General features: G+C 63.0%; 14 protein-coding genes. 9 read left to right on the top strand and 5 right to left on the bottom strand.

Features of this window, described 5'->3' with window-relative positions; all coding sequences use genetic code 11:
* Positions 1-150: 150 nt before the first annotated feature.
* The 3 genes from BLS51_RS09455 to BLS51_RS09445 are packed head-to-tail and all read left to right on the top strand — an operon-like array spanning position 151 to position 4,690.
* Positions 151-1,962, top strand: coding sequence for a type I secretion system permease/ATPase (locus BLS51_RS09455; RefSeq protein ID WP_090181228.1), 1,812 nt, complete (start codon positions 151-153; stop codon positions 1,960-1,962).
* 2 nt (positions 1,963-1,964) lie between these two features.
* Positions 1,965-3,338: an HlyD family type I secretion periplasmic adaptor subunit gene (locus BLS51_RS09450; RefSeq protein ID WP_090181231.1), complete on the top strand. Its 1,374-nt coding sequence runs from the start codon at positions 1,965-1,967 to the stop codon at positions 3,336-3,338.
* A gap of 2 nt (positions 3,339-3,340) precedes the next feature.
* Positions 3,341-4,690 carry a TolC family outer membrane protein gene (locus tag BLS51_RS09445; RefSeq protein ID WP_229207486.1) on the top strand — a complete coding sequence of 450 codons (1,350 nt, stop codon included), beginning with the start codon at positions 3,341-3,343 and terminating at the stop codon, positions 4,688-4,690.
* A gap of 68 nt (positions 4,691-4,758) precedes the next feature.
* Here BLS51_RS09445 and BLS51_RS09440 read toward each other — a convergent pair whose 3' ends face one another.
* Complete coding sequence (locus tag BLS51_RS09440; protein ID WP_090181234.1) at positions 4,759-5,637, bottom strand: sulfurtransferase; 879 nt, start codon at positions 5,635-5,637, stop codon at positions 4,759-4,761.
* Positions 5,638-5,791: 154 nt separating this feature from the next.
* Here BLS51_RS09440 and BLS51_RS30170 point away from each other — a divergent pair, with 154 nt between their 5' ends.
* Both BLS51_RS30170 and dnaE read left to right on the top strand, forming a co-directional pair.
* Positions 5,792-5,962, top strand: a complete 171-nt coding sequence (locus BLS51_RS30170) for a ParD-like family protein (protein WP_255369056.1) — start codon at positions 5,792-5,794, stop codon at positions 5,960-5,962.
* Positions 5,963-6,101: 139 nt separating this feature from the next.
* A complete protein-coding gene (gene dnaE / locus BLS51_RS09430; protein WP_090181237.1) occupies positions 6,102-9,644 on the top strand; it encodes a DNA polymerase III subunit alpha in 3,543 nt (1,180 codons plus the stop codon).
* Here the strand turns inward: dnaE and BLS51_RS09425 are convergent.
* Complete coding sequence (locus BLS51_RS09425; RefSeq protein WP_090181240.1) at positions 9,641-9,874, bottom strand: DUF6139 family protein; 234 nt, start codon at positions 9,872-9,874, stop codon at positions 9,641-9,643. The two genes, dnaE and BLS51_RS09425, sit on opposite strands and share 4 nt — an antisense overlap.
* A gap of 42 nt (positions 9,875-9,916) precedes the next feature.
* Complete coding sequence (locus BLS51_RS09420) at positions 9,917-10,885, bottom strand: DUF535 family protein (RefSeq protein WP_090181243.1); 969 nt, start codon at positions 10,883-10,885, stop codon at positions 9,917-9,919.
* Between the two features lie 233 nt (positions 10,886-11,118).
* On the opposite strand from BLS51_RS09420, the gene BLS51_RS09415 reads away from it, so the two are divergent.
* Positions 11,119-12,741: an ATP-binding protein gene (locus BLS51_RS09415; RefSeq protein WP_090181245.1), complete on the top strand. Its 1,623-nt coding sequence runs from the start codon at positions 11,119-11,121 to the stop codon at positions 12,739-12,741.
* Positions 12,731-13,339 (top strand): response regulator transcription factor, encoded by a 609-nt coding sequence (locus BLS51_RS09410; RefSeq protein WP_090181247.1) that lies wholly within the window; start codon positions 12,731-12,733, stop codon positions 13,337-13,339. Before BLS51_RS09415 ends, BLS51_RS09410 begins: the two co-directional genes overlap by 11 nt.
* 57 nt (positions 13,340-13,396) lie before the next feature.
* Here the strand turns inward: BLS51_RS09410 and BLS51_RS09405 are convergent, their stop codons facing one another.
* Both BLS51_RS09405 and BLS51_RS09400 read right to left on the bottom strand, forming a co-directional pair.
* Positions 13,397-15,649: a glycosyltransferase family 9 protein gene (locus BLS51_RS09405; protein ID WP_090181250.1), complete on the bottom strand. Its 2,253-nt coding sequence runs from the start codon at positions 15,647-15,649 to the stop codon at positions 13,397-13,399.
* A 72-nt stretch (positions 15,650-15,721) separates the two neighbouring features.
* Positions 15,722-16,552 (bottom strand): glycosyltransferase family 2 protein, encoded by an 831-nt coding sequence (locus tag BLS51_RS09400; protein ID WP_090181254.1) that lies wholly within the window; start codon positions 16,550-16,552, stop codon positions 15,722-15,724.
* Positions 16,553-16,605: 53 nt separating this feature from the next.
* On the opposite strand from BLS51_RS09400, the gene BLS51_RS09395 reads away from it, so the two are divergent.
* On the top strand, positions 16,606-17,832 hold the full coding sequence (locus tag BLS51_RS09395; RefSeq protein WP_090181258.1) for an O-antigen ligase family protein: 1,227 nt from the start codon (positions 16,606-16,608) through the stop codon (positions 17,830-17,832).
* Positions 17,829-18,872 carry a lipopolysaccharide heptosyltransferase II gene (waaF, locus tag BLS51_RS09390; RefSeq protein WP_090181260.1) on the top strand — a complete coding sequence of 348 codons (1,044 nt, stop codon included), beginning with the start codon at positions 17,829-17,831 and terminating at the stop codon, positions 18,870-18,872. The genes BLS51_RS09395 and waaF overlap by 4 nt, the downstream gene beginning before the upstream one ends.
* The last annotated feature ends 61 nt before the right edge of the window (positions 18,873-18,933 follow it).

The following is an 18,933-nucleotide window of genomic DNA, read 5'->3' as shown; positions in this document are numbered from 1 at the left end:
TGTGGCAAATATATGCTTTCAAGTTAAAATTTGTGATGTGCATCACAAATTTTGGCTTTTTTGAGCGATAATGTGCGAAGTCTGGACGGTGGGAAACATCGTCCATGGTTCGATTTGCCGCCAAAGCGGCCATATTTGCGTAAGCACCCCATGAAAAAATTCCTCAATCCTAAAAACGAGATCGCTGAGGTCTTGTCGACGTTGAAGCGCACCTTCGTCACAGTCGGCGTCTTCAGCGCGATCACCAATCTGCTGATGCTGACGCCGTCGCTGTACATGTTGCAGGTGTACGACCGCGTGCTGACCAGCCGAAATGAAACCACGCTGTGGATGTTGACGCTGATGATGCTGGGCGTCTACCTGCTGGTCAGCGGCCTGGAGCTGATACGCAGCTTCATCCTGGTGCGCGTGGGCGCGCGCTTTGACATGGAACTGAACAAGCGCGTCTACACCGCCGCGTTTGAACAAAATCTGAAAAAAGCCGGCGGCAATGCCGGCCAGGCGCTGAGCGACCTGACCAATGTGCGCCAGTTCCTGACCGGCAACGCGTTGTTTGCCTTCTTCGACGCGCCGTGGTTCCCGATTTATCTGGCCGTGATTTTCATGTTTGAGCCTAGCCTCGGCGTGTTCGCGCTGTGCGGCACGGTGGTGTTGATGGTGCTGGCCTATGTCAACGAGCGCGTGACCAAAAAGCCGCTGGCGGAAGCGAACACGATGGCGATTGCCGGCAACAGCCTGGCGACCAACAATCTGCGCAATGCGGAAGTGATCGAAGCGATGGGCATGCTGCCTAATCTGCTGGGCCGCTGGTTCAAGCTGCACGGAAAATTCCTGCATTTGCAGGCCGAGGCCAGCGAGAAAGCCGGCATCGTGACTGCCACCACCAAGTTCGTGCAGGTGTCGCTGCAATCGCTGGTGCTGGGCATCGGTGCGCTGCTGGTGCTGGAAAACAAAATGTCGCCGGGTATGATGATTGCCGCCTCGGTGCTGGTCGGCCGCGCGCTGCAACCGGTGCAGCAGGTGATCGGCGTGTGGAAGGGTTTCGCCGGCGTGCGTAGTTCCTACAATCGCCTGAGCGAGCTGCTGGAGAAAAATCCGCAGCGTCCGGTCGGCATGGAACTGCCAAAGCCAACCGGCCTGCTGACGGTTGAAGGTGTCAGCGCGGCAGCGCCTGGCGGTAATGTGACGCTACTGAAAAATCTGAGCTTCGGCATTCAGGCCGGCGATGTGCTGGGCGTGATTGGCCCTAGCGGTTCCGGCAAGTCGACGCTGGCGCGCCTGCTGGTCGGCGTGTGGCCGGCTGGCCTGGGCAAGGTGCGCCTGGATGGCGCCGACATCTACCAGTGGAACAAGGGTGAACTGGGTCCGCACCTGGGTTATCTGCCACAGGATATCGAGTTGTTTGGCGGCTCGGTCAGCGAAAACATTGCCCGCTTCGGTGAAGTGGATGCGGACAAAGTGGTGTTGGCGGCCAAGCGCGCCGGCGTGCACGACATGATTTTGCACTTGCCGAACGGCTACGACACACTGCTGGGTGATGGCGGCGCAGGTCTGTCCGGCGGTCAGAAACAGCGCCTCGGCCTGGCCCGCGCGATGTACGGCGATCCGTCCGTGCTGGTGCTGGATGAACCGAATTCCAACCTGGACGATATGGGCGAGGCGGCGCTGGTCGCTTCCATCAACGATCTGCGCGCACGGGGCAAAACCATTGTGCTGATCACCCACCGCACCAGCGCGCTGGCGGCCACCACCAAGCTGTTGCTGCTGCGCGATGGCGCAGTTGAAATGTTCGGCCCGACCGCGCAAGTCTTGCAGGAGTTGCAGAAGCGTAATCAGCAACAGGTCCAGGCACAGCAGGCTGCCAAAGCGCAAGCGCAAGCCGCTGCGCCAACGGCGCCAGTTGCACCCGCCGCCGCACCCGCCGCCGCACCCGCCGCCCCTGCAGCCTCGAATCAGGAGTAACCATGAAAGCCCTCAGTAACACACCAAGCACCACCAAGACTGATCTGGCGACCGACGTCATCACGCATGACGTATCGCCATTGACCGTGCATACCGATACCAGCGGCTACGGCAAGCTGGGCTGGCTGATCGTGCTGGTCGGCGTCGGCGGCTTCCTGCTGTGGGCGCTGCTGGCGCCGCTGGACAAGGGCGTGCCGATGCCCGGCACCGTCGCCAAGGAAGGCAACCGCAAGGCCGTGCAATACCAGCCGGGCGGCACCGTCCGTGAAATCCTGGCGCGCGATGGCGACATCGTCAAGGCCGGCCAGGTGGTGGCGCGCATGAGCGATGTGGTGGCCAAGTCGCAGCTGGAAATCGCCCGCGTGCAGTATTACACCGCGCGTTCGGCCGAAGCGCGCCTGACCGCAGAGCGCGACGGCAAGGCGATCGTGTTCCCGGAAGAGCTGAACGCCTACAGCGGCGATCCGCGCGCCAAGGAAGCGTTTGAAGGCCAGAAGCAGCTGATGTCGGCACGCCAGGGCTCGCTGAAGAATGAGCTGGCGGCAGTGGACGAAAACATCGCCGGTCTGAAGGCGCAGACTGCCGGCCTGATCGAGTCGCGCGACAGCAAGAAGCAGCAACTGGCCTTCCTCAAGGAACAACTGGCAGGCATGCGTGATCTGTCCAAGGATGGCTATGTGGCGCGTAACCGCCTGCTCGACCTGGAGCGTACCTACGCCCAGATCAGCGGCGCGATTTCGGAAGACATCGGCAACATCAGCCGTGGCCAGCGGCAGGTGATGGAACTGACCTTGCGCCGCATCCAGCGCATCGAGGATTACCAGAAGGAAGTGCGTACCCAGCTGTCGGACGCCTCCAAGGAAGCGGAAGCCACCGCCGGCCGCATCAAGGCACTTGACTATGACGTGGCCAACACCGACGTCAAGTCGCCGGTGGCCGGTATTGTGGTGGGTTCGACCGTGTTCACCGAAGGCGGCGTGGTCGCCCCTGGCGCGCATCTGATGGATGTGGTGCCGGTTGAAGATGGCCTGGTCGTCGAAGGTCAGCTGGCGGTCAATCTGGTGGACCGCGTGCATCCGAACCTGCCGGTGGAGTTGATGTTCTCGGCCTTTAACACCAACCGCACGCCGCACATTCCGGGCGTGGTGGAGCAGGTGGCGGCTGACCGCACGGTGGATGAACGCAACGGCACTGCCAGCTACAAGGTACGCGTCAAGGTGACGCCGGAAGGCGCGCGCATGATCGCCCAGCACAAACTGGACATCCGTCCCGGCATGCCGGTGGAAGTGTTCGTCAAGACTGGCGAGCGCACCATGATGAGCTACCTGATGAAGCCGGTGATCGACCGTGCCAATTCGTCGCTGACGGAGGATTAAGCGTGAGCCAGACGACTTCTTTTGCGCCACGCCTGGCCGCGCTGGCTGGCGCGGTAGCGCTGATGCTGGCCGGCAGCGCCGGCGCTACCAGCCTGTTGCAGGCATATGATGCGGCGTTGCAGAACGATCCGACCTTCCGCAGCGCCCGTCATGAAAATGAGGCGGGTCAGGAAAACCGCATTCTCGGCCGTTCTGCTCTGCTACCTACCGTGCAGGCCAGCTACTCCAACAGCAAGGTGCGGGCGGATATCAGTACCGTTTACGGTTCGGGTACTGGCCAGCCCGCCACCCATCCAGAGTATCTGAGCCGTTCGGCAGTCGTGCAGCTGCGCCAGCCGGTGATCAATCTGGACGGCGTGGCGCGCTACCGCCAGGGTATCGCCCAGACCAATTATGCTGATGCGCAGTTTGACTTCCGCAAGCAGGATCTGATCTTGCGCCTGTCATCGGCCTACACCGATGCGCTGTTTGCCAGCACCCAGCTGCGCCTGGCGGAAGTGCAGCGCGATGTCTACAGCGAACAGCAAAGCGTCAACAACCGCATGTTCGAAAAAGGCGAGGGCACCAAGACTGACATGCTGGAAACCCAGGCCCGCCTGGATCTGGCCGAGGCGCAGGTGCTGGAAGCCAAGGACAACGTTGCCACCACGCGCGCCACGCTGGCCGGTATTACCGGGCTGGAAGTGGAGGTGCTGGATGACGTCAAGGATGACTTCCGTATCGCCCCGGCGGCCGGCATGAGTTTTGCTGAATGGCGCGAGATCGCCATCAAGCAAAATCCGGAACTGGTGGCGCAGCAATTCACTATCGAATCCGCGCGCCAGGAAGTGAACAAGAATCGTGCCGGCCACGCGCCACGTCTGGACTTCATTGCCAGTTACAGCAAGAGCACTTCGGACTCGATCAACACCTACACGCAGGAATCGACCCAGCGCGCGGTCGGTATCCAGCTGACGGTGCCGCTGTACTCGGGCGGTTCGGTGAGCGCGGCCACGCGTCAGGCGGTGGCTAATCAGGAGAAGGCGAAGTCGGACCTGGAAGCCTACACCGACAAGGTGCTGATCGAACTGCGCAAGCAGCACGCGACGGTGCAGAGCAGCGTCGCACGCGTGCGCGCGCTGGACAAGGCGGTGGCCTCCGGTACCGAACTGGTCAAGGCGACCGAGCAAAGCATCAAGGGCGGCGTGCGCATCAACCTCGACTTGCTGAACGCGCAGCAGCAGCTGTACACCAGCAAGCGCGATCAGGCACAGGCACGCTACAACTACCTGCTGGCGATGTTGCGTCTGAACGCGGCAGCGGGCACGCTGGATATCGACACGCTGCGCGAAGTGGCAGCCTATTTCAAGTAATCCGAAGCAGGCATGAAAAAGCCGGCCGCGCTGTATAGCGGGCCGGCTTTTTTATTGGCGGGTGTAGCTTACTCTTTGTTGTAGCAGGCCGGGCAGGATTGCTCGTAGACGTATTCCGGCGCCAGTTGCTGGCGCGGCGTCACCACCGCGCGGCAGACGAAGCACTGCACGGTTTCGGTCGGCTGCAACTGTGGATTGAGTGCGGTGCGGTAGTCGAACACGAAGCAGTCGCCGGTGTAGTGGGCGCCGCCGACTTCTTCGAAATACTTGAGAATGCCGCCTTCCAGCTGGTAGACGTTGTCGTAGCCGATGTTCTGCATGTGGATCGCGGCTTTTTCGCAGCGGATGCCGCCGGTGCAGAAGGTCACCACGGTCTTGCCGGCGAAGTCGTCCTTGTGCGCGGCGATCAGGTCTGGAAATTCGGTGAACTTCTTGATGCGGTAATCGACCGTATTGTCGAAGGTACCGACATCGACTTCGAAGTCGTTGCGGGTATCGACCATCACCACCGGCTTGCCGTTGTCATCGACGCCGTTGTCCAGCCAGCGCTTCAGCGTGTGCGCTTCGACAAACGGCGCGCGGCCGTCTTCCGGCTTGATCAGCGGCATGCGCATGGTGATGATTTCTTTTTTGATCTTGACCAGCATGCGCTTGTGCGACTGCTCGGCCGACAGGCTTTCCTTCACTTCCAGGTCGGCGAAGCGGGCGTCGCTGCGCACCCAGGCGAGGAACTCGTCGATATTGGCGCGCGGGCCGGACAGGAACATATTGATGCCTTCCGGCGTCAGCAGGATCGTGCCTTTCAGGTCCAGGCGGTTGCAGATGTCCTGGTACTGTGGGCGCATCGCTTCCGTGTTATCGAAAGTGATGAATTTATAGGCGGCGATGTTGACGTGCTGAGCAGCGCCAGCATGTGCTTCAGCTTGTAAAGCGGTATTAGCTTGCATGATGGTGAAGGATCAAAAAAGGGAAAGGCGACATTATACGCGCTCCGGTGCTAAGATTCTTACTACAAATGTGGTAACGGAGGTTGTGATGGCCGGAAGTACATCTATTCGTATTAATCAGGAACTGTATGAACAGGCGAAATAGGACGCGGCGATTGAGCACAGGTCCATCGCCGGGCGAATTGAGTTTTGGGCGCGGGTAGGGCGCGCGGCGCTGGATAATCCCGACTTGCCCGTGAGTTTCATCGCGGAATCGCTGGCCTCGTTGGCCGAGCCGCGCGAATATGCCCAGCCTTTTTTGCCGCGTAGTGGCCGGGGCAAGTAATGTGGGCAGTCCGGCAGAAAGCGGTGGGGCCGCACGAGAATTTTTATCGCGATATCAAGCGCCCAGGCTGAATCAGATTTATCGGTCCGGGCCGCTGCGCGGTAAAATAGGCGGTTATTGAACCTGCATTGAGCCGCGTATGAATATGGTAGCAAACGAACAAGCATTGACCAGCACCGCCGTGGTGCCGGCCGGACCGTCTTTTGTCCATCTGCGCGTGCACTCGGAGTATTCCATCGTCGACGGCCTGGTCCGCATCGACGACCTGATCAAGCAGGCGGTCAAGGACAAGCAGGGCGCGCTGGCGGTCACCGACCTGGCCAATATGTTCGGCATGGTCAAGTTCTACAAGGCAGCGCGCGGCAAGGGCATCAAGCCGGTGGTTGGCGTCGATGTCTGGATCAGCAACGATGAAAACCGCGACAAGCCGTCGCGGCTGATGCTGCTGGCGAAAAACCGCATGGGCTATTTGCAGCTGTGCGAGCTGCTGTCGCAAGCCTGGCTGACCAACCAGTACAAGGGCCGTGCCGAGATCCGCACCGAGTGGCTGCAGGAACTGACCAGCAAGACTTATCCATTGCTGCCGGATGATAATCCGGCCAACGGCCTGATCGCGCTGTCCGGTGCGCATTTCGGCGACATCGGCACGGCCATCGAAAACGGCAACCCGGCACTGGCCGAAGCCAACGCGCGCAAGTGGGCGCAGATTTTCCCCGGCCATTTCTATATCGAGATCCAGCGCGCCGGCCAGGCCAACCAGGAAATGCAGGTGCGCCATGCCATCGCGCTGGCGTCCAAACTGGGCCTGCCGGTGGTGGCCACCCATCCGGTGCAATTCATCTCGAAGGAAGAGTTCATCGCGCACGAGGCGCGTATCTGTATCGCTGAAGGCGAGATGCTGGCCAACGCCAAGCGCGTCAAGCGCTTCAACGAGCAGATGCGTTTCCTGACCCAGGCCGAGATGCAGCAGCTGTTCCATGATTTACCAGCGGCGCTGCAAAACTCGGTGGAAATCGCCAAGCGCTGCAACCTGACGCTAACGCTGGGCAAGCCGCAACTGCCGAACTTCCCGACGCCAGGCATGACCATCGATGACTTCCTGCGCGCCGAAACCAGGAAGGGCCTGGAAGAACGATTGATCCAGCTGTACCCGGACCCGGACAAGCGCGAGGCCAACCGCAAGCGCTACGAGGACCGGCTGGAGTTCGAGAACAACACCATCATCAACATGAAGTTCCCCGGCTACTTCCTGATCGTGGCGGAGTTTATCCAGTGGGGCAAGAACAACGATGTACCGATCGGCCCTGGGCGTGGTTCGGGCGCCGGCTCGCTGGTGGCCTATGCGCTGAAAATTACCGACCTGGATCCGCTGAAGTACAACCTGCTGTTCGAGCGTTTCCTGAATCCGGAGCGGGTATCGATGCCCGACTTCGATATTGACTTCTGCCAGGAAAAGCGCGAGCTGGTGATCCAGCACGTGAAAGACCTGTACGGCCGCGATGCGGTGTCGCAGATCGCCACCTTCGGTACCATGGCGGCCAAGGGCGCGATCCGCGACGTCGGCCGCGTGATGGACTTCGGCTATAACTTCTGCGACGGCGTCTCCAAGCTGATTCCGTTCAAGCCGGGCAAGCCGGTGTCGATTGCCGAGGCGATCGAGGAAGAACCGATGCTGAAGGAGCGCCAGCAGAACGAGGAAGAAGTGGCGCAGCTGCTGGACCTGGCGCAGCAGGTGGAAGGCATCACGCGTAACATCGGCATGCACGCCGGTGGCGTGCTGATCGCACCAGGCAAGCTGACCGATTTCTGCCCGCTGTACACGCAGGGCGGCGACGGCGGCGTGGTGTCGCAGTACGATAAGGATGACGTCGAGGCCGTCGGCCTGGTGAAGTTCGACTTTTTGGGCCTGACCACGCTGACCATCCTGGACCGCGCGGTTCGCTACATCAAGGCGCTCGATCCGGAAGAAAAAGACTTCGACCTGGCCAAGCTGCCGCTGAACGACCGCCCATCCTACGAGCTGCTGACCAAGGCCAAGACGGTCGCGGTATTCCAGCTGGAGTCGCGCGGCATGCAGGGCATGCTGAAAGACGCGCGTCCCGACCGCTTCGAGGACATCATCGCGCTGGTGGCGCTGTACCGTCCGGGTCCGATGGACCTGATACCGGACTTCTGCAAGCGCAAGCACGGCGAGAAATTCGATTATCCCGATCCGCGCACCGAATCGATTCTGTCCGAAACCTACGGCATCATGGTGTACCAGGAGCAGGTGATGCAGATGGCGCAGATCGTCGGCGGCTATTCGCTGGGCGGCGCCGACATGCTGCGCCGCGCGATGGGCAAGAAGAAAGCCGAAGAGATGGCCGAGCACCGCGAGATCTTCCGCGCCGGCGCTGCCAAGGACGGCCTGAGCGCGCAGAAGGCCGACGAGATCTTCGACTTGATGGAGAAGTTCGCCGGCTATGGCTTCAACAAGTCGCACGCGGCCGCGTATGCGCTGCTGTCGTACCACACCGCCTACCTGAAGGCGCACCATCCGGCCGCGTTCATGGCAGCCAATATGTCGCTGGCGATGGAGGACACCGAGAAGGTCAAGATCCTGGTGGAAGACGCGATTGATATCTGCGGCCTGACCATCCTGCCGCCGGACATCAACAAGTCCGAGTTCCGCTTTGTGCCGGATGGCCCGGCGCCGTCGGTCACCGGCAAGAAGGTGACGCAGATCCGCTACGGCCTTGGCGCCTGCAAGGGCGCCGGCCAGAACGCCATCGAGGCGATCATCGCGGCGCGCACGGCAGATGGCCCGTTCACCAGCCTGTTCGATTTCTGCAAGCGCGTCGACAAGAAACAGATCAACCGCCGCACGATTGAATCGCTGATACGCGCCGGTGCCTTCGACTGCCTCGACATCGACCGCGCAGTGTTGCTGGCCTCGGTCAGCTTTGCGATGGAGTATGCCGACCAGCAGGCCAAGTCGGCCAACCAGGTCAGCCTGTTCGGCGGCGATGATTCCGACCTGGAGCCGCCGCCGGATTACGTCAAGGCCGCGCCGTTCACCGACCGCCAGAAGCTGGCGGAAGAGAAGATCGCGCTGGGCTTCTACCTGTCCGGCCACATGTTCGATTCGTTTGCGCCGGAAGCGCGCCGCTTCGCGCGCACCAAGCTGGCCGACCTGGAGCCGTCGCGCGATCCGCGCATGTTGTGCGGCGTGATCACCGGCATCCGGCCGCAGATGACGCAGCGCGGCAAGCTGCTGATCGTCACGCTGGACGACAAGAGCGCGGTGGTCGAGGTGACCGTGTATGCCGAGGTGTTCGAGGAACACAAGCATATGTTCAAGGAAGATGAATTCCTGGCGGTGATCGGCAAGGTGTCGGAAGACCGCTTCTCGGGCGGCTTGCGGATTTCAGCGGAGAAGGTGTTCGACATCATCAGCTCGCGCGTCAAGCACGGCAAGCAGCTGGGCATGGCGTTGCCGACCACGGTGGATGCGAAGAAGGTGGCCGAAGTGCTGGCGCCGTATCGCCAGGCTGACGGCCTGCCGATCTCCGCGCGCATCCAGCCGCAGGGCATCAGCTGCGTGATCCAGCTTGGGGAAGGATGGCGCGTGGCGCCGTCGGACGAGCTGCAACTGGCGCTCCAGCAGGTGCTGGGCGCCAAAGAAGTCGCGGTCGAGTATTAAAACTGCTGGCTGACGCCAGTGATGGCGTAGCCTTTGGCGCCTATCTGCGCCAAGGGATGTTCAATGTGGTAGGCGGCGAGTTCGTCGCGCTCATCGTCGACTTCAACGTGTTGCGCCTCAGCGTGCCAGTCGGTATTGGTCGCTTCTTCAGGAATCGGCTTGCCCTCAGGCACGGCCAAATAAGTATGCTTGCCTTGTGCTTCATCTCGGCAATAAATATCCACACGCATGGTATTTCTCCTCTGACGAAAATTCCATGGTACTCGTTTTTTTTACGCGAGTGCGTACTTATCCTCTTGCTCTGCCGTAGGACTGAAGGCCGGCTCCTCCACCTGCACCGGCACGGCTTCAATGCGCGGCGCACGCAGGCTGACGCCGACCGCCTGCGCCAGCGCGCACAGCGTCTCGTGGCGTTTGCGCGCCTCCGAGCGTTTTTTCGAGGCGATCAGCGCCAGGTCGGGTTCGCAGATCGGCTCGCTGGCCAGGCGGAAATCGCCGTCGGCGCGTTGCAGCGCGCCCAGTTCCAGCCATAGCGCATCGTAATCGGCGTGCACCTTGCCCTGGCGGGTGGCGCCGCACACCGCGCGGTTGGCGTTGCCGACCAGGCGCAACTCGGCGCAGTCGAAATCGTGGGCAATCTGGCTCAGCAGCTTGACCATCAGGTTCTTCGGCCGCAGGCCGTGCAGCTCGCGGGTGGCGTCCTTGATCAGTTGCAGGCCGCGTTCGCCCCTCGGACCCTGCATGCAGCCCACGCCCAGCGCCATGCCGCTGTCGCCGTCGATGAAGGCAAAGGCGCAGCTGGTCACCAGTTCCTCGCCCTGCATCAGTTGCAGCACCAGTTCGCCTTCGCGTTCCATCGGCTCGATGGCGCGCAATTGCAGCTGGTAGGGCAGGCCGCTCTTGCCATCGATCCGCGCCACCACCACCGGGGCGCGCGCCGCTTGCACCGTCAGCGGGCCCAGGCCGTGACGGAAGATGTGGCGATAGTGCGCAGCCAGCATGGCCACGCGGTGGTGGATGTCGCCGGTGTTGCTCAGGTAAGGACGATAGATTTTGTAGACCAGGCGCGGGCGCGCCTTGACCAGCTCGGCAAACATCGGATGCGAGTTCAGCAGTTGCAGCCAGCCAAAGGTGGCGCGCTGGTGCAGGCGGGCACGCATGGCCAGCTTGACGCGCTCGCGCAGACGCTTGAAACCGGAAAAACCTGCTGCGCCGGAGCGGATAGTGACGGACTGCGACATCGGAACTCTTCCAAAAGGGGGCCTTGTGGGCGAGTCGCGATAGTAGAGTCAGTGTAACGCAATGTAAATTAGTGTAAAGATCTACGGATCTCCCTTAATAATTGCTGTCCGGATAACTCAGCTGTTGTATAGATGAGATGGGCATCCCTACGTGTTGCCCCTAGTGAGTAAAAAGCAATGCAAGATGAATAGCCGCAATGCATAATGATACATTGCGATACAAACCGGCCCGTATGAGCGCCCCAACCCTGCCCCGTTACCTGTCATTCCCGGCGTTTATTGCCTTGTATGTACTGTTTGACTGGGCAACTTATATCGATCCGCTGTACGGCCTGAACATCACGCCGTGGAATCCCGATCCGGCGCTGGGACTGGTGTTGTGGCTGCTGCATGGCTGGCGCGCGGCGCTGCCATGGTATGTGGCGCTGGTGCTGGGCGAGTGGGTGGTGCGTGGCATGCCGGCCGGGTTGCCGCTGACGCTGCTGCTGTCGCTGTGGCTGGTGTGCGGCTACGGCATGCTGGGCGCGGTGCTGCGGCGCAAGTTCGGCAAGGGTGGCGTGTTCGATAGCCGCAGCAGGCTGTTCGAATGGGTATTGATCGTGGTGGCCGGCACGCTGCTGAACGACGTGGTGTACATGTCGCTGCTGTCGCTGGCCGGGCTGATCCCGTCGGGTGAATGGCTGGCGGTGGTGCTGCGCTTTGGTATCGGCGACATCGTCGGCGTGCTGGTGTCGATGCCGCTGGTGTGGATGCTGTCCAGCGCGCAGGGACGCAGCAGGCTGAGGTCAACGGTGTGGCGCTATGAAACGTTGGGCTACCTGGCGTTGGCGATCTGCGTGCTGACGTTTGTGTTCGGCACCATCGCCACCTCGGAGTTCAAGCATTTCTACTTCCTGTTCATGCCGGTGATCTGGGCGGCCTCGCGTCAGGGCCTGTACGGCACGGCGCTGATGGTGTTTGTGCTGCAGCTGGGTATCGGCGCCCTGGTCAAGTGGAACAACGCGGTCAATATCGAGGTGGCGCAGTTGCAGATGCTGGATGCGATGCTGGCGCTGGTGGGTTTTTCGCTGGGCATCGTGGTCGACGAGCTGCGCCAGGTGTCGAACGATTTGAAGCAGTCGCTGCGGCTGGCGGCGGCCGGCGAAATGGCTGCCGCGCTGGCGCACGAACTGAACCAGCCACTGACGGCGCTGGGCGCCTATGGCAAGGCCTGCGAATTCCTGATTGAGCGCGGCGAGGCGGGGCAGGGCGGCGAGATGCTGAAAAATGCCGTGCAGCGGATGATCGCCGAGTCGGGCCGGGCGGCGGAAGTGGTGCGCCGGCTGCGCGATTTCTTCCGCACCGGCGCGATGAAGCTGGAGCCGGTCGAGGCCGGGCAGCTGGTGTCGTCGGTCAGCCAGCAGTTCTTCACGCAGCTGCGCCAGCATGGCGTGGTGTTGCAGGTGGAGGAGATGCCGCCGCTGGCGATGCTGGCCGACCGCCTGCAGATCGAGCTGGTGCTGCGCAACTTGCTGGCCAATGCGCTGGACGCGGTGCAGGAGCAGCCGGAAGGACAGCGCCGCATCACCGTGTCGCTGCAGCAGCTGGATAGCAAGAAGCATGGCAAGGGCAGCTGCGTGCAGCTGACGGTGGAAGACAGTGGCAAGGGCGTGTCGGAGGCATTGCTGGCGCGCCTGTTTGAACCTTTTGTATCGTCCAAGGCTTCCGGCCTGGGACTGGGCCTGGTGCTGAGCCGGTCCATCATGGAAGCGCACGGCGGCTCCCTGTGGGCCGAAGTGGGCGATCACGGCATATTCAGGATGGCGCTGCCGCTGGCGCGGGACACAGTAGAAGAACAGGAAAACTATGCAGCATGATTTGACCGTATTCATCGTCGATGACGATCCCGCCGTGCGCGATGCGCTGGGCTTGCTGCTGGGCGTGCGCGGCTATCGCACCGCCGTGTTCGCCAGCGCAGAGGCTTTCCTGCAAGGCTGGCAGCCGGCCTGGAGCGGTTGCCTGCTGATCGACATCCGCATGTCCGGCATGGACGGGCTGAGCTTGCAGCAGGAGCTGTTGCGGCGCGGCTGCAAGATCCCGGTGATCATCATGAGCGGCCATGGCGATGTCAGCACGGCGCGTGCGGCGTTCAAGGCCGACGCTGTAGATTTCCTGGAAAAGCCGTTTGACGATGCCAAGCTGATCGGCGCGATCGATGAAGCGCTGTCGCGCGCCCGCGTCAACCAGAGCGAGCTGCAGCGGCGTTCACGCAGCGCCAGCCTGCTGAGCGAGCTGACGCCGCGCGAGCGCGAAGTGATGCAGCTGGTGGTGGTGGGGCGGCACAACCGCGATATCGGCCCGGCGCTGGGCATCAGCGTGCGCACGGTGGAAGTGCACAAGGCGCGGCTGATGAGCAAGCTGGGCGTCGACAACGTCGCTGACCTGGTCCGCATCAGCATGCTCGACCAGCAATAACTTAGTCGCAATAAATTAGTCGCAATAAATTAGTCGCAATAAATTAGTCGCAATAACTTAACGCCAGCTGCGGATCACGTCGTAGACCTGCTGCGGTGTGATAGCCAGCATGCAGCTGCATTTGGCCGGGTCGGCGCAATGTCCGCAGCCGGTCGGCTGCACCAGGTTGGTGGCGCGCGGGCCGAGCGCCGCCCAGCGTGCCGGATCGATCGGCTTCAGCGGCGGGAACAAGCCCGCCACCGGCCGTCCCAGCGCCGCCGCCAGGTGCAGCGGGCCGGTGCCGCTGGCCACCAGGCCGTCGCAACCGCCGATCAGCGCGGTGAAGCCGGCCAGGTCCAGTTTGCCGCACAGGTTTTCCACATTCGGCAAGGACAGCAATTCAGGCGCCTGCTGCGCCAGCAATTCTCCCTCGGATGGGCTGCCGGTCACCAGCACCCGCACGCTGCGGTCATCCGCCAGCATGCGCGCCAGCGTGGTGTAATGTTCCAGCGGCCATTCGCGGCCGTTGCCGTTGGACTTCGGATGCAGGATCAGCTTGAATTCGGGACCGGCCAGCACGGCGTCGGCGGCCGGATGGCGCGGCGTGTTCAGGCCATACAGCTTCCAGATCTCGTCCAGCGGCGGCTCGTAGTCGACTCCCAGCGGCAGCAGCAGCTTGAAGCTGAGCTGCGCTTCGTGCAGGCGTTTCAGCGGACTGCTGAAGTTCACCAGGCGGTTACAGGTCAGCCAGTGGTAGACGCGGCGCGTGCTGCCGACTCGGCGGCCGATGCCGGCACGGCGCGCGGCGTAGGCCAGTTCGCGCCGCGGGAAGGCAAACAGCACGGTGTCGCAGTCCGCCTGGCGCAGGCTGGCGGCAACGTCCTTGCCCAGTTCCTCCACTGTCAGCACCCGGTCCACATGGCGGCACTGCGCCACCACGGCAGCCGCGTACAGGCGGCACAGGAAAACGATCTCGGCTTGCGGATACAGCTGTTTCAGATAGCCGGCCAGCGGCAGCGTCAGCACCACGTCGCCGATATTGTCGGTGCGGGTGATCAGGATGCGGCGCGGCGTCGGCGCACGGTGGCGCACCGCCAGGCACATGCCGATCAGGCTGCACAGCATCATCACGTAAAACACTTTCGGCATCATCAGCCAGAACATCGCTTCGGTCAGGCCGAAACCGATGAAGGCCACCACCAGCACCACGCCGGCCAGCGCCAGGCTGTGCTGGCCCTGGTCCGGACGACGCAGCTCGCCAATGAAGTAGCGCAGCGGCGCAATGTACATGAACAGCAGCAGCGAGGCGTCCAGCAGGCCGCCGGTGGCCAGGCAATACAGCAGGTCATTCTGCGCACTGCTGAAGGCCAGCGCCGGCGATGCGGCCTGCAACTGGCCGGAGGCGGCCAGCGCGTGCAGGGCGGCGTCGAAGTTGTCGCGGCCGACGCCCAGCCACGGATGCTCGGCAAACATCATCAGCGCGGCGCGCCACAGTTCCAGCCGGATGCCGAAGCTGGTGGTAGGCACGCCGCCATGCAGGTAGCCTTGCACATCGCTGATAGTCAGCACGATGCGCTGCGCCACGCCGGTGGCCGGGATGACACAGGCCAGCGCCACCATGCCCAGCATCAGCGCCAGTATCAGCAGCAGCGGACGGCCGTACATGCGTCGGCCATAAGTCAGCAGCGGCACCAGGACCAGCGGCAGCGTCATCCAGTTGCCGTAGGCGCCGGACAGGATGGTGGACAGCATGCCGGCCAGTAGCGCCACGCCGGGCAGCCAGCGCAGCCGCACCAGGCGTGGATCGCGGAAGGCGCCCAGGCAGCACACCGCCATCAGGCCCGACACCAGCGACAGGTCGCCAAAGGTGATCGCATGGTGGGTGAAGCCGACCGCCTGCGGCATCTCGCCGCTGAACACTTGCCAGCAGGCCACCAGCGCCGCCACGATGGTGGTCACGCACAGGCCGAGGCAGAAGTAGCGGATGCGCGGCCGCAGGTAGAACATCACGCCGATACAGCTGAGGCCAAGCAGCAGCCGCGCCGGGCCGTCCAGCGTGCGCAGCGCCTGCTCATCGAGCACCATGCGCAGCAGCGACACCAGGAAATACAGGAAGAATGCCAGCGTCACGCCGCGCAGCTCGCCCCAGTGCTGCAGGTGGCCGCCCAGCACCGCGCGCGGATGGCGCAGGAAGATCAGCAGGATGATGCATAGCACCAGTCCCAGGCCTACCTTGCTGGTCAGCGCCAGCGCCGGCAAGGCAAACAACAGGGTGGAGGACAGGGGACTGCCGCGCTCGGCGATGAGGGGCGAAGTGCTGGCGGTGGTCATGGGCAATTCAGGGCGGGAGCAGGGTTGAAATGGGTGAATTTTTATTATACCAGCGGCAATAATATCGGCATATTATGTACCCGCCTGACAACTGCCGCGCAAGCCCTTGACCGCCATGATGGTGCGGTCGACTGCGCGCTGCAGCACTGCAGCGCGGTTGCTGCTGGCCTGGTCGCGCGGATTCTCGCGATGCCACAGGTGGAACACTTCGGTGGCATAGGCGCCCTCCTTGCGCATCACGCCGGCATTGAACAGGCGCAACACCAGGTCGGCGTCTTCATGCCCCCAGCCGAGGAAGCTCTCGTCGAAGCCATTAACCTTGTCCAGATCGGCGCGCCACACTGCCAGGTTGCAGCTCTTGATGCGGCGCCAGGTAAAACGGCGGCGCGCACGGCCCATGTCAGGCAAGGTCAGCAGCAGCGGCATCACCTTGTTGAGCGCGCCGCTGCTGCGCCAGGCGAGTTTGTCGGCCGCGCCCAGCGCGTGCAGGTCCAGGTGCTGGCCGAGCACGCGGCGGGTGGCTTGTTCATTGAGCAAGATGCGGCTGCCTTGCACCAGATAGCCGCAGCGCGCCAGTTTGCGGTGCTGACTGATAAAATTCCGCTGCGGCACGCAATCGCCGTCAAGGAAGATGATGTAGTCGCCCTTGGCGTCCAGCGTGCCGAGGTTGCGCGCGCGGGCGGCGCGGAAGCCCAGGTCTTCCTGCCACACATGGCGCAGCGGCACCGGCGCGCGCGCCTGCAGCGCGGCGACGGCCTGCCGCGTGTTGTCGCCCGAGCCGTCATCAGCGATAATGATTTCGAACCCGAGATCGTCCTGGGCAAAGCAGGCTTCGACGACGGCGGTGAGCGCATCCGGCCGGTTATAAGTGGTAATGACAACTGAAATGAGGGCGGCTGGCATGGTTGTGCGAACTTCTGTGGCGGATTGCCAATTTGCAATGAACGATTATATGAATGAATAATACCACCCAGTCCCGCGCCAGCACTGTCCTGATCCACAGCCTGATTTTCCTGTTTCCCTTCCTGCTGCTGATCACCAATTTTGGTGTCGGCCTATGCAGTTTTGCCTTTCTGGTCACCGCCTTCGTGTATCGGCGCCGGGGCTGGCCGGAACTGGTGCGCCATCTTACTGACATTCGCGGCGTATTGATAGCGTTCAGCGCGGTCTTGCTGCTGGCCGTGCTGCTGGGCCTGATGAACGGCGACGGCCGCATGCGCGATCTGGAAAAGCCGTTGCGCATGCTGGCTGCCAGCAGCGTCATGCTGACCGTGCTGGCCTGCCGTCCCAGCCGCAAGGCGCTGTGGTGGGGGCTGATCGCCGGCGCGGTGGCCGGCTGCCTGTTCATCGCCTACCAGCGCTGGGGCATGGGCGTCGATCGTCCCGGCGGCCTGATTAATTCGATCACCTTTGGCGACATCATGCTGTGCCTGGGCCTGATGTGCCTGGCGGCGACGCTGGACTTTGCCGGCCGCAGCGCGGCGTGGCCGGCGCTGGGCGCGCTGGCCGGGCTGACCGGCTCGATCGCCACCGGCACCCGCGGCGGCTGGCTGGCGATCGGCTTTTCGGTACTGCTGCTGGTGCGCTTCGGCCACGTGCTGCACGGCCGCTGGCGCAAGGCGCTGGCGCTGCTGGCGCTGGCCTTGGTGGTGAGCACTTACTTCATTCCCCAGACCGGCGCCCGCGAGCGCATCGACGAAGGCATCAGCGATGTGCAGCACTACTTCAACGGCGGCCCAAGCTACACCAGCGTCGGCATCCGCCTGGAGCTGTGGCGCAGCGCGCTGCAATTGATCGAAAAGCATCCGCTGGCCGGCGCCAGCGTCCCGACCGTGCGCGCCGAACTGGAACAGCTGGTGGCCGAAGGCCGCGCCCATCCGTATGTGCTGGATTTCGACCACTTCCACAACGACCTGCTGCAGGTATTGGTGTACGGCGGCGTTGTCGGGCTGCTGGCCTGGGGTTCGACGCTGGTGGCACCGTTCCTGTTCTTCCGCCGCCAGTTGCAATGCGGCGACCACCTGAACGCGCCGGCACTGGCCGGCATGCTGCTGGTGTTGAGTTACTTTAGTTTTGGCCTGACGGAAGTGATCTTCTGGTCGATGCGCAGCAATTTGTTTTACGCGATGATGTTGTTCCTGCTGGCGGGACTGTGCCTGAACGCGAAGGAGAACCAGCAGTGACTGCATTGCGTACCCTGATTATTTCCCCCAACTGGATCGGCGACGCCGTCATGGCGCAGCCGCTGCTGCAACTGCTGCGCGCCGCCCATCCGGAGCGGCCGATCGACGTGCTGGCGCCGCCAGCCGTGTCGCCGGTGTGGCGCCAGGTGGCGGAAGTCGACGAAGTGCTGGAGACGCCGTTCCGCCACGGCGCGCTGCAACTGAAGCAGCGCTGGAAGTTCGCCCGCATGCTGCGCAAGCGCGGTTATGCCGATGCTTACGTACTGCCGAATACCATCAAGTACGCGCTGATCCCGTGGCTGGCCGGCATCCGCAAGCGGGTCGGCTACAAGGGCGAAAGCCGCTACGGCATGATCAACCTGATGCATCACGACGAAGCGCCGCCACGGCCGATGGTGGCCTTCTACGCGGCGCTGGCGAAGCCGCCGGTGACGGTGCAGGGGCCGGGATTGCGCGCCGCCTTGCCGCGCCCGAGGCTGGTGGCCAGCGCGGCGCAGATTGCAGCAGTGCTGGAACGCTGCGGCCTCGATCCGGCGCGGCCGGTGGTGGCGATGGCGCCCGGCGCCGAATTCGGCGGCGCCAAGCGCTGGCCAGCGCGCCATTTCGCCGGCCTGGCGCAAGCGGTGCTGGCGCGCGATGCCACCACCCAGATCGCGCTGCTCGGCTCGCCCAAGGATAAGCAAGCCTGCGAGGAAGTGGCGGCGGACTTGCCGGCTGGCGCCTCGGTGTTCAACCTGGCCGGCACCACCAGCCTGGCCGAAGCAATCGCGCTGATCGCCCGCGCGGCGGCGGTGGTGGCCAACGACTCCGGCCTGCTGCACATCGCTTCGGCGCTGAACCGTCCGGTGCTGGCGCTGTACGGCCCGACCGACCCGGATCACGCGCCGCCGTTCTCCGACCTGGCGGCATCGATTTCATTGCGCCTCGATTGCTCGCCATGCAAGCAGCGCGAGTGCCCGCTGGGCCACCAGGATTGCATGGTCAAGCTGACGCCGGATCTGGCGTGGCAGCATTTGCAACCGATGCTGGCCGCAGGCTGAACGGCACAGGCGCCGGTTTTGTTGTATAAAGCAGGGAGTGCCACGCCCTGCATGCCACCTT

Source organism: Duganella sp. OV510, assembly GCF_900100205.1.
In the GTDB taxonomy this organism is placed as follows: Bacteria; Pseudomonadota; Gammaproteobacteria; order Burkholderiales; family Burkholderiaceae_D; genus Rugamonas.
This window is presented reverse-complemented; position numbering and strand designations above follow the sequence as displayed.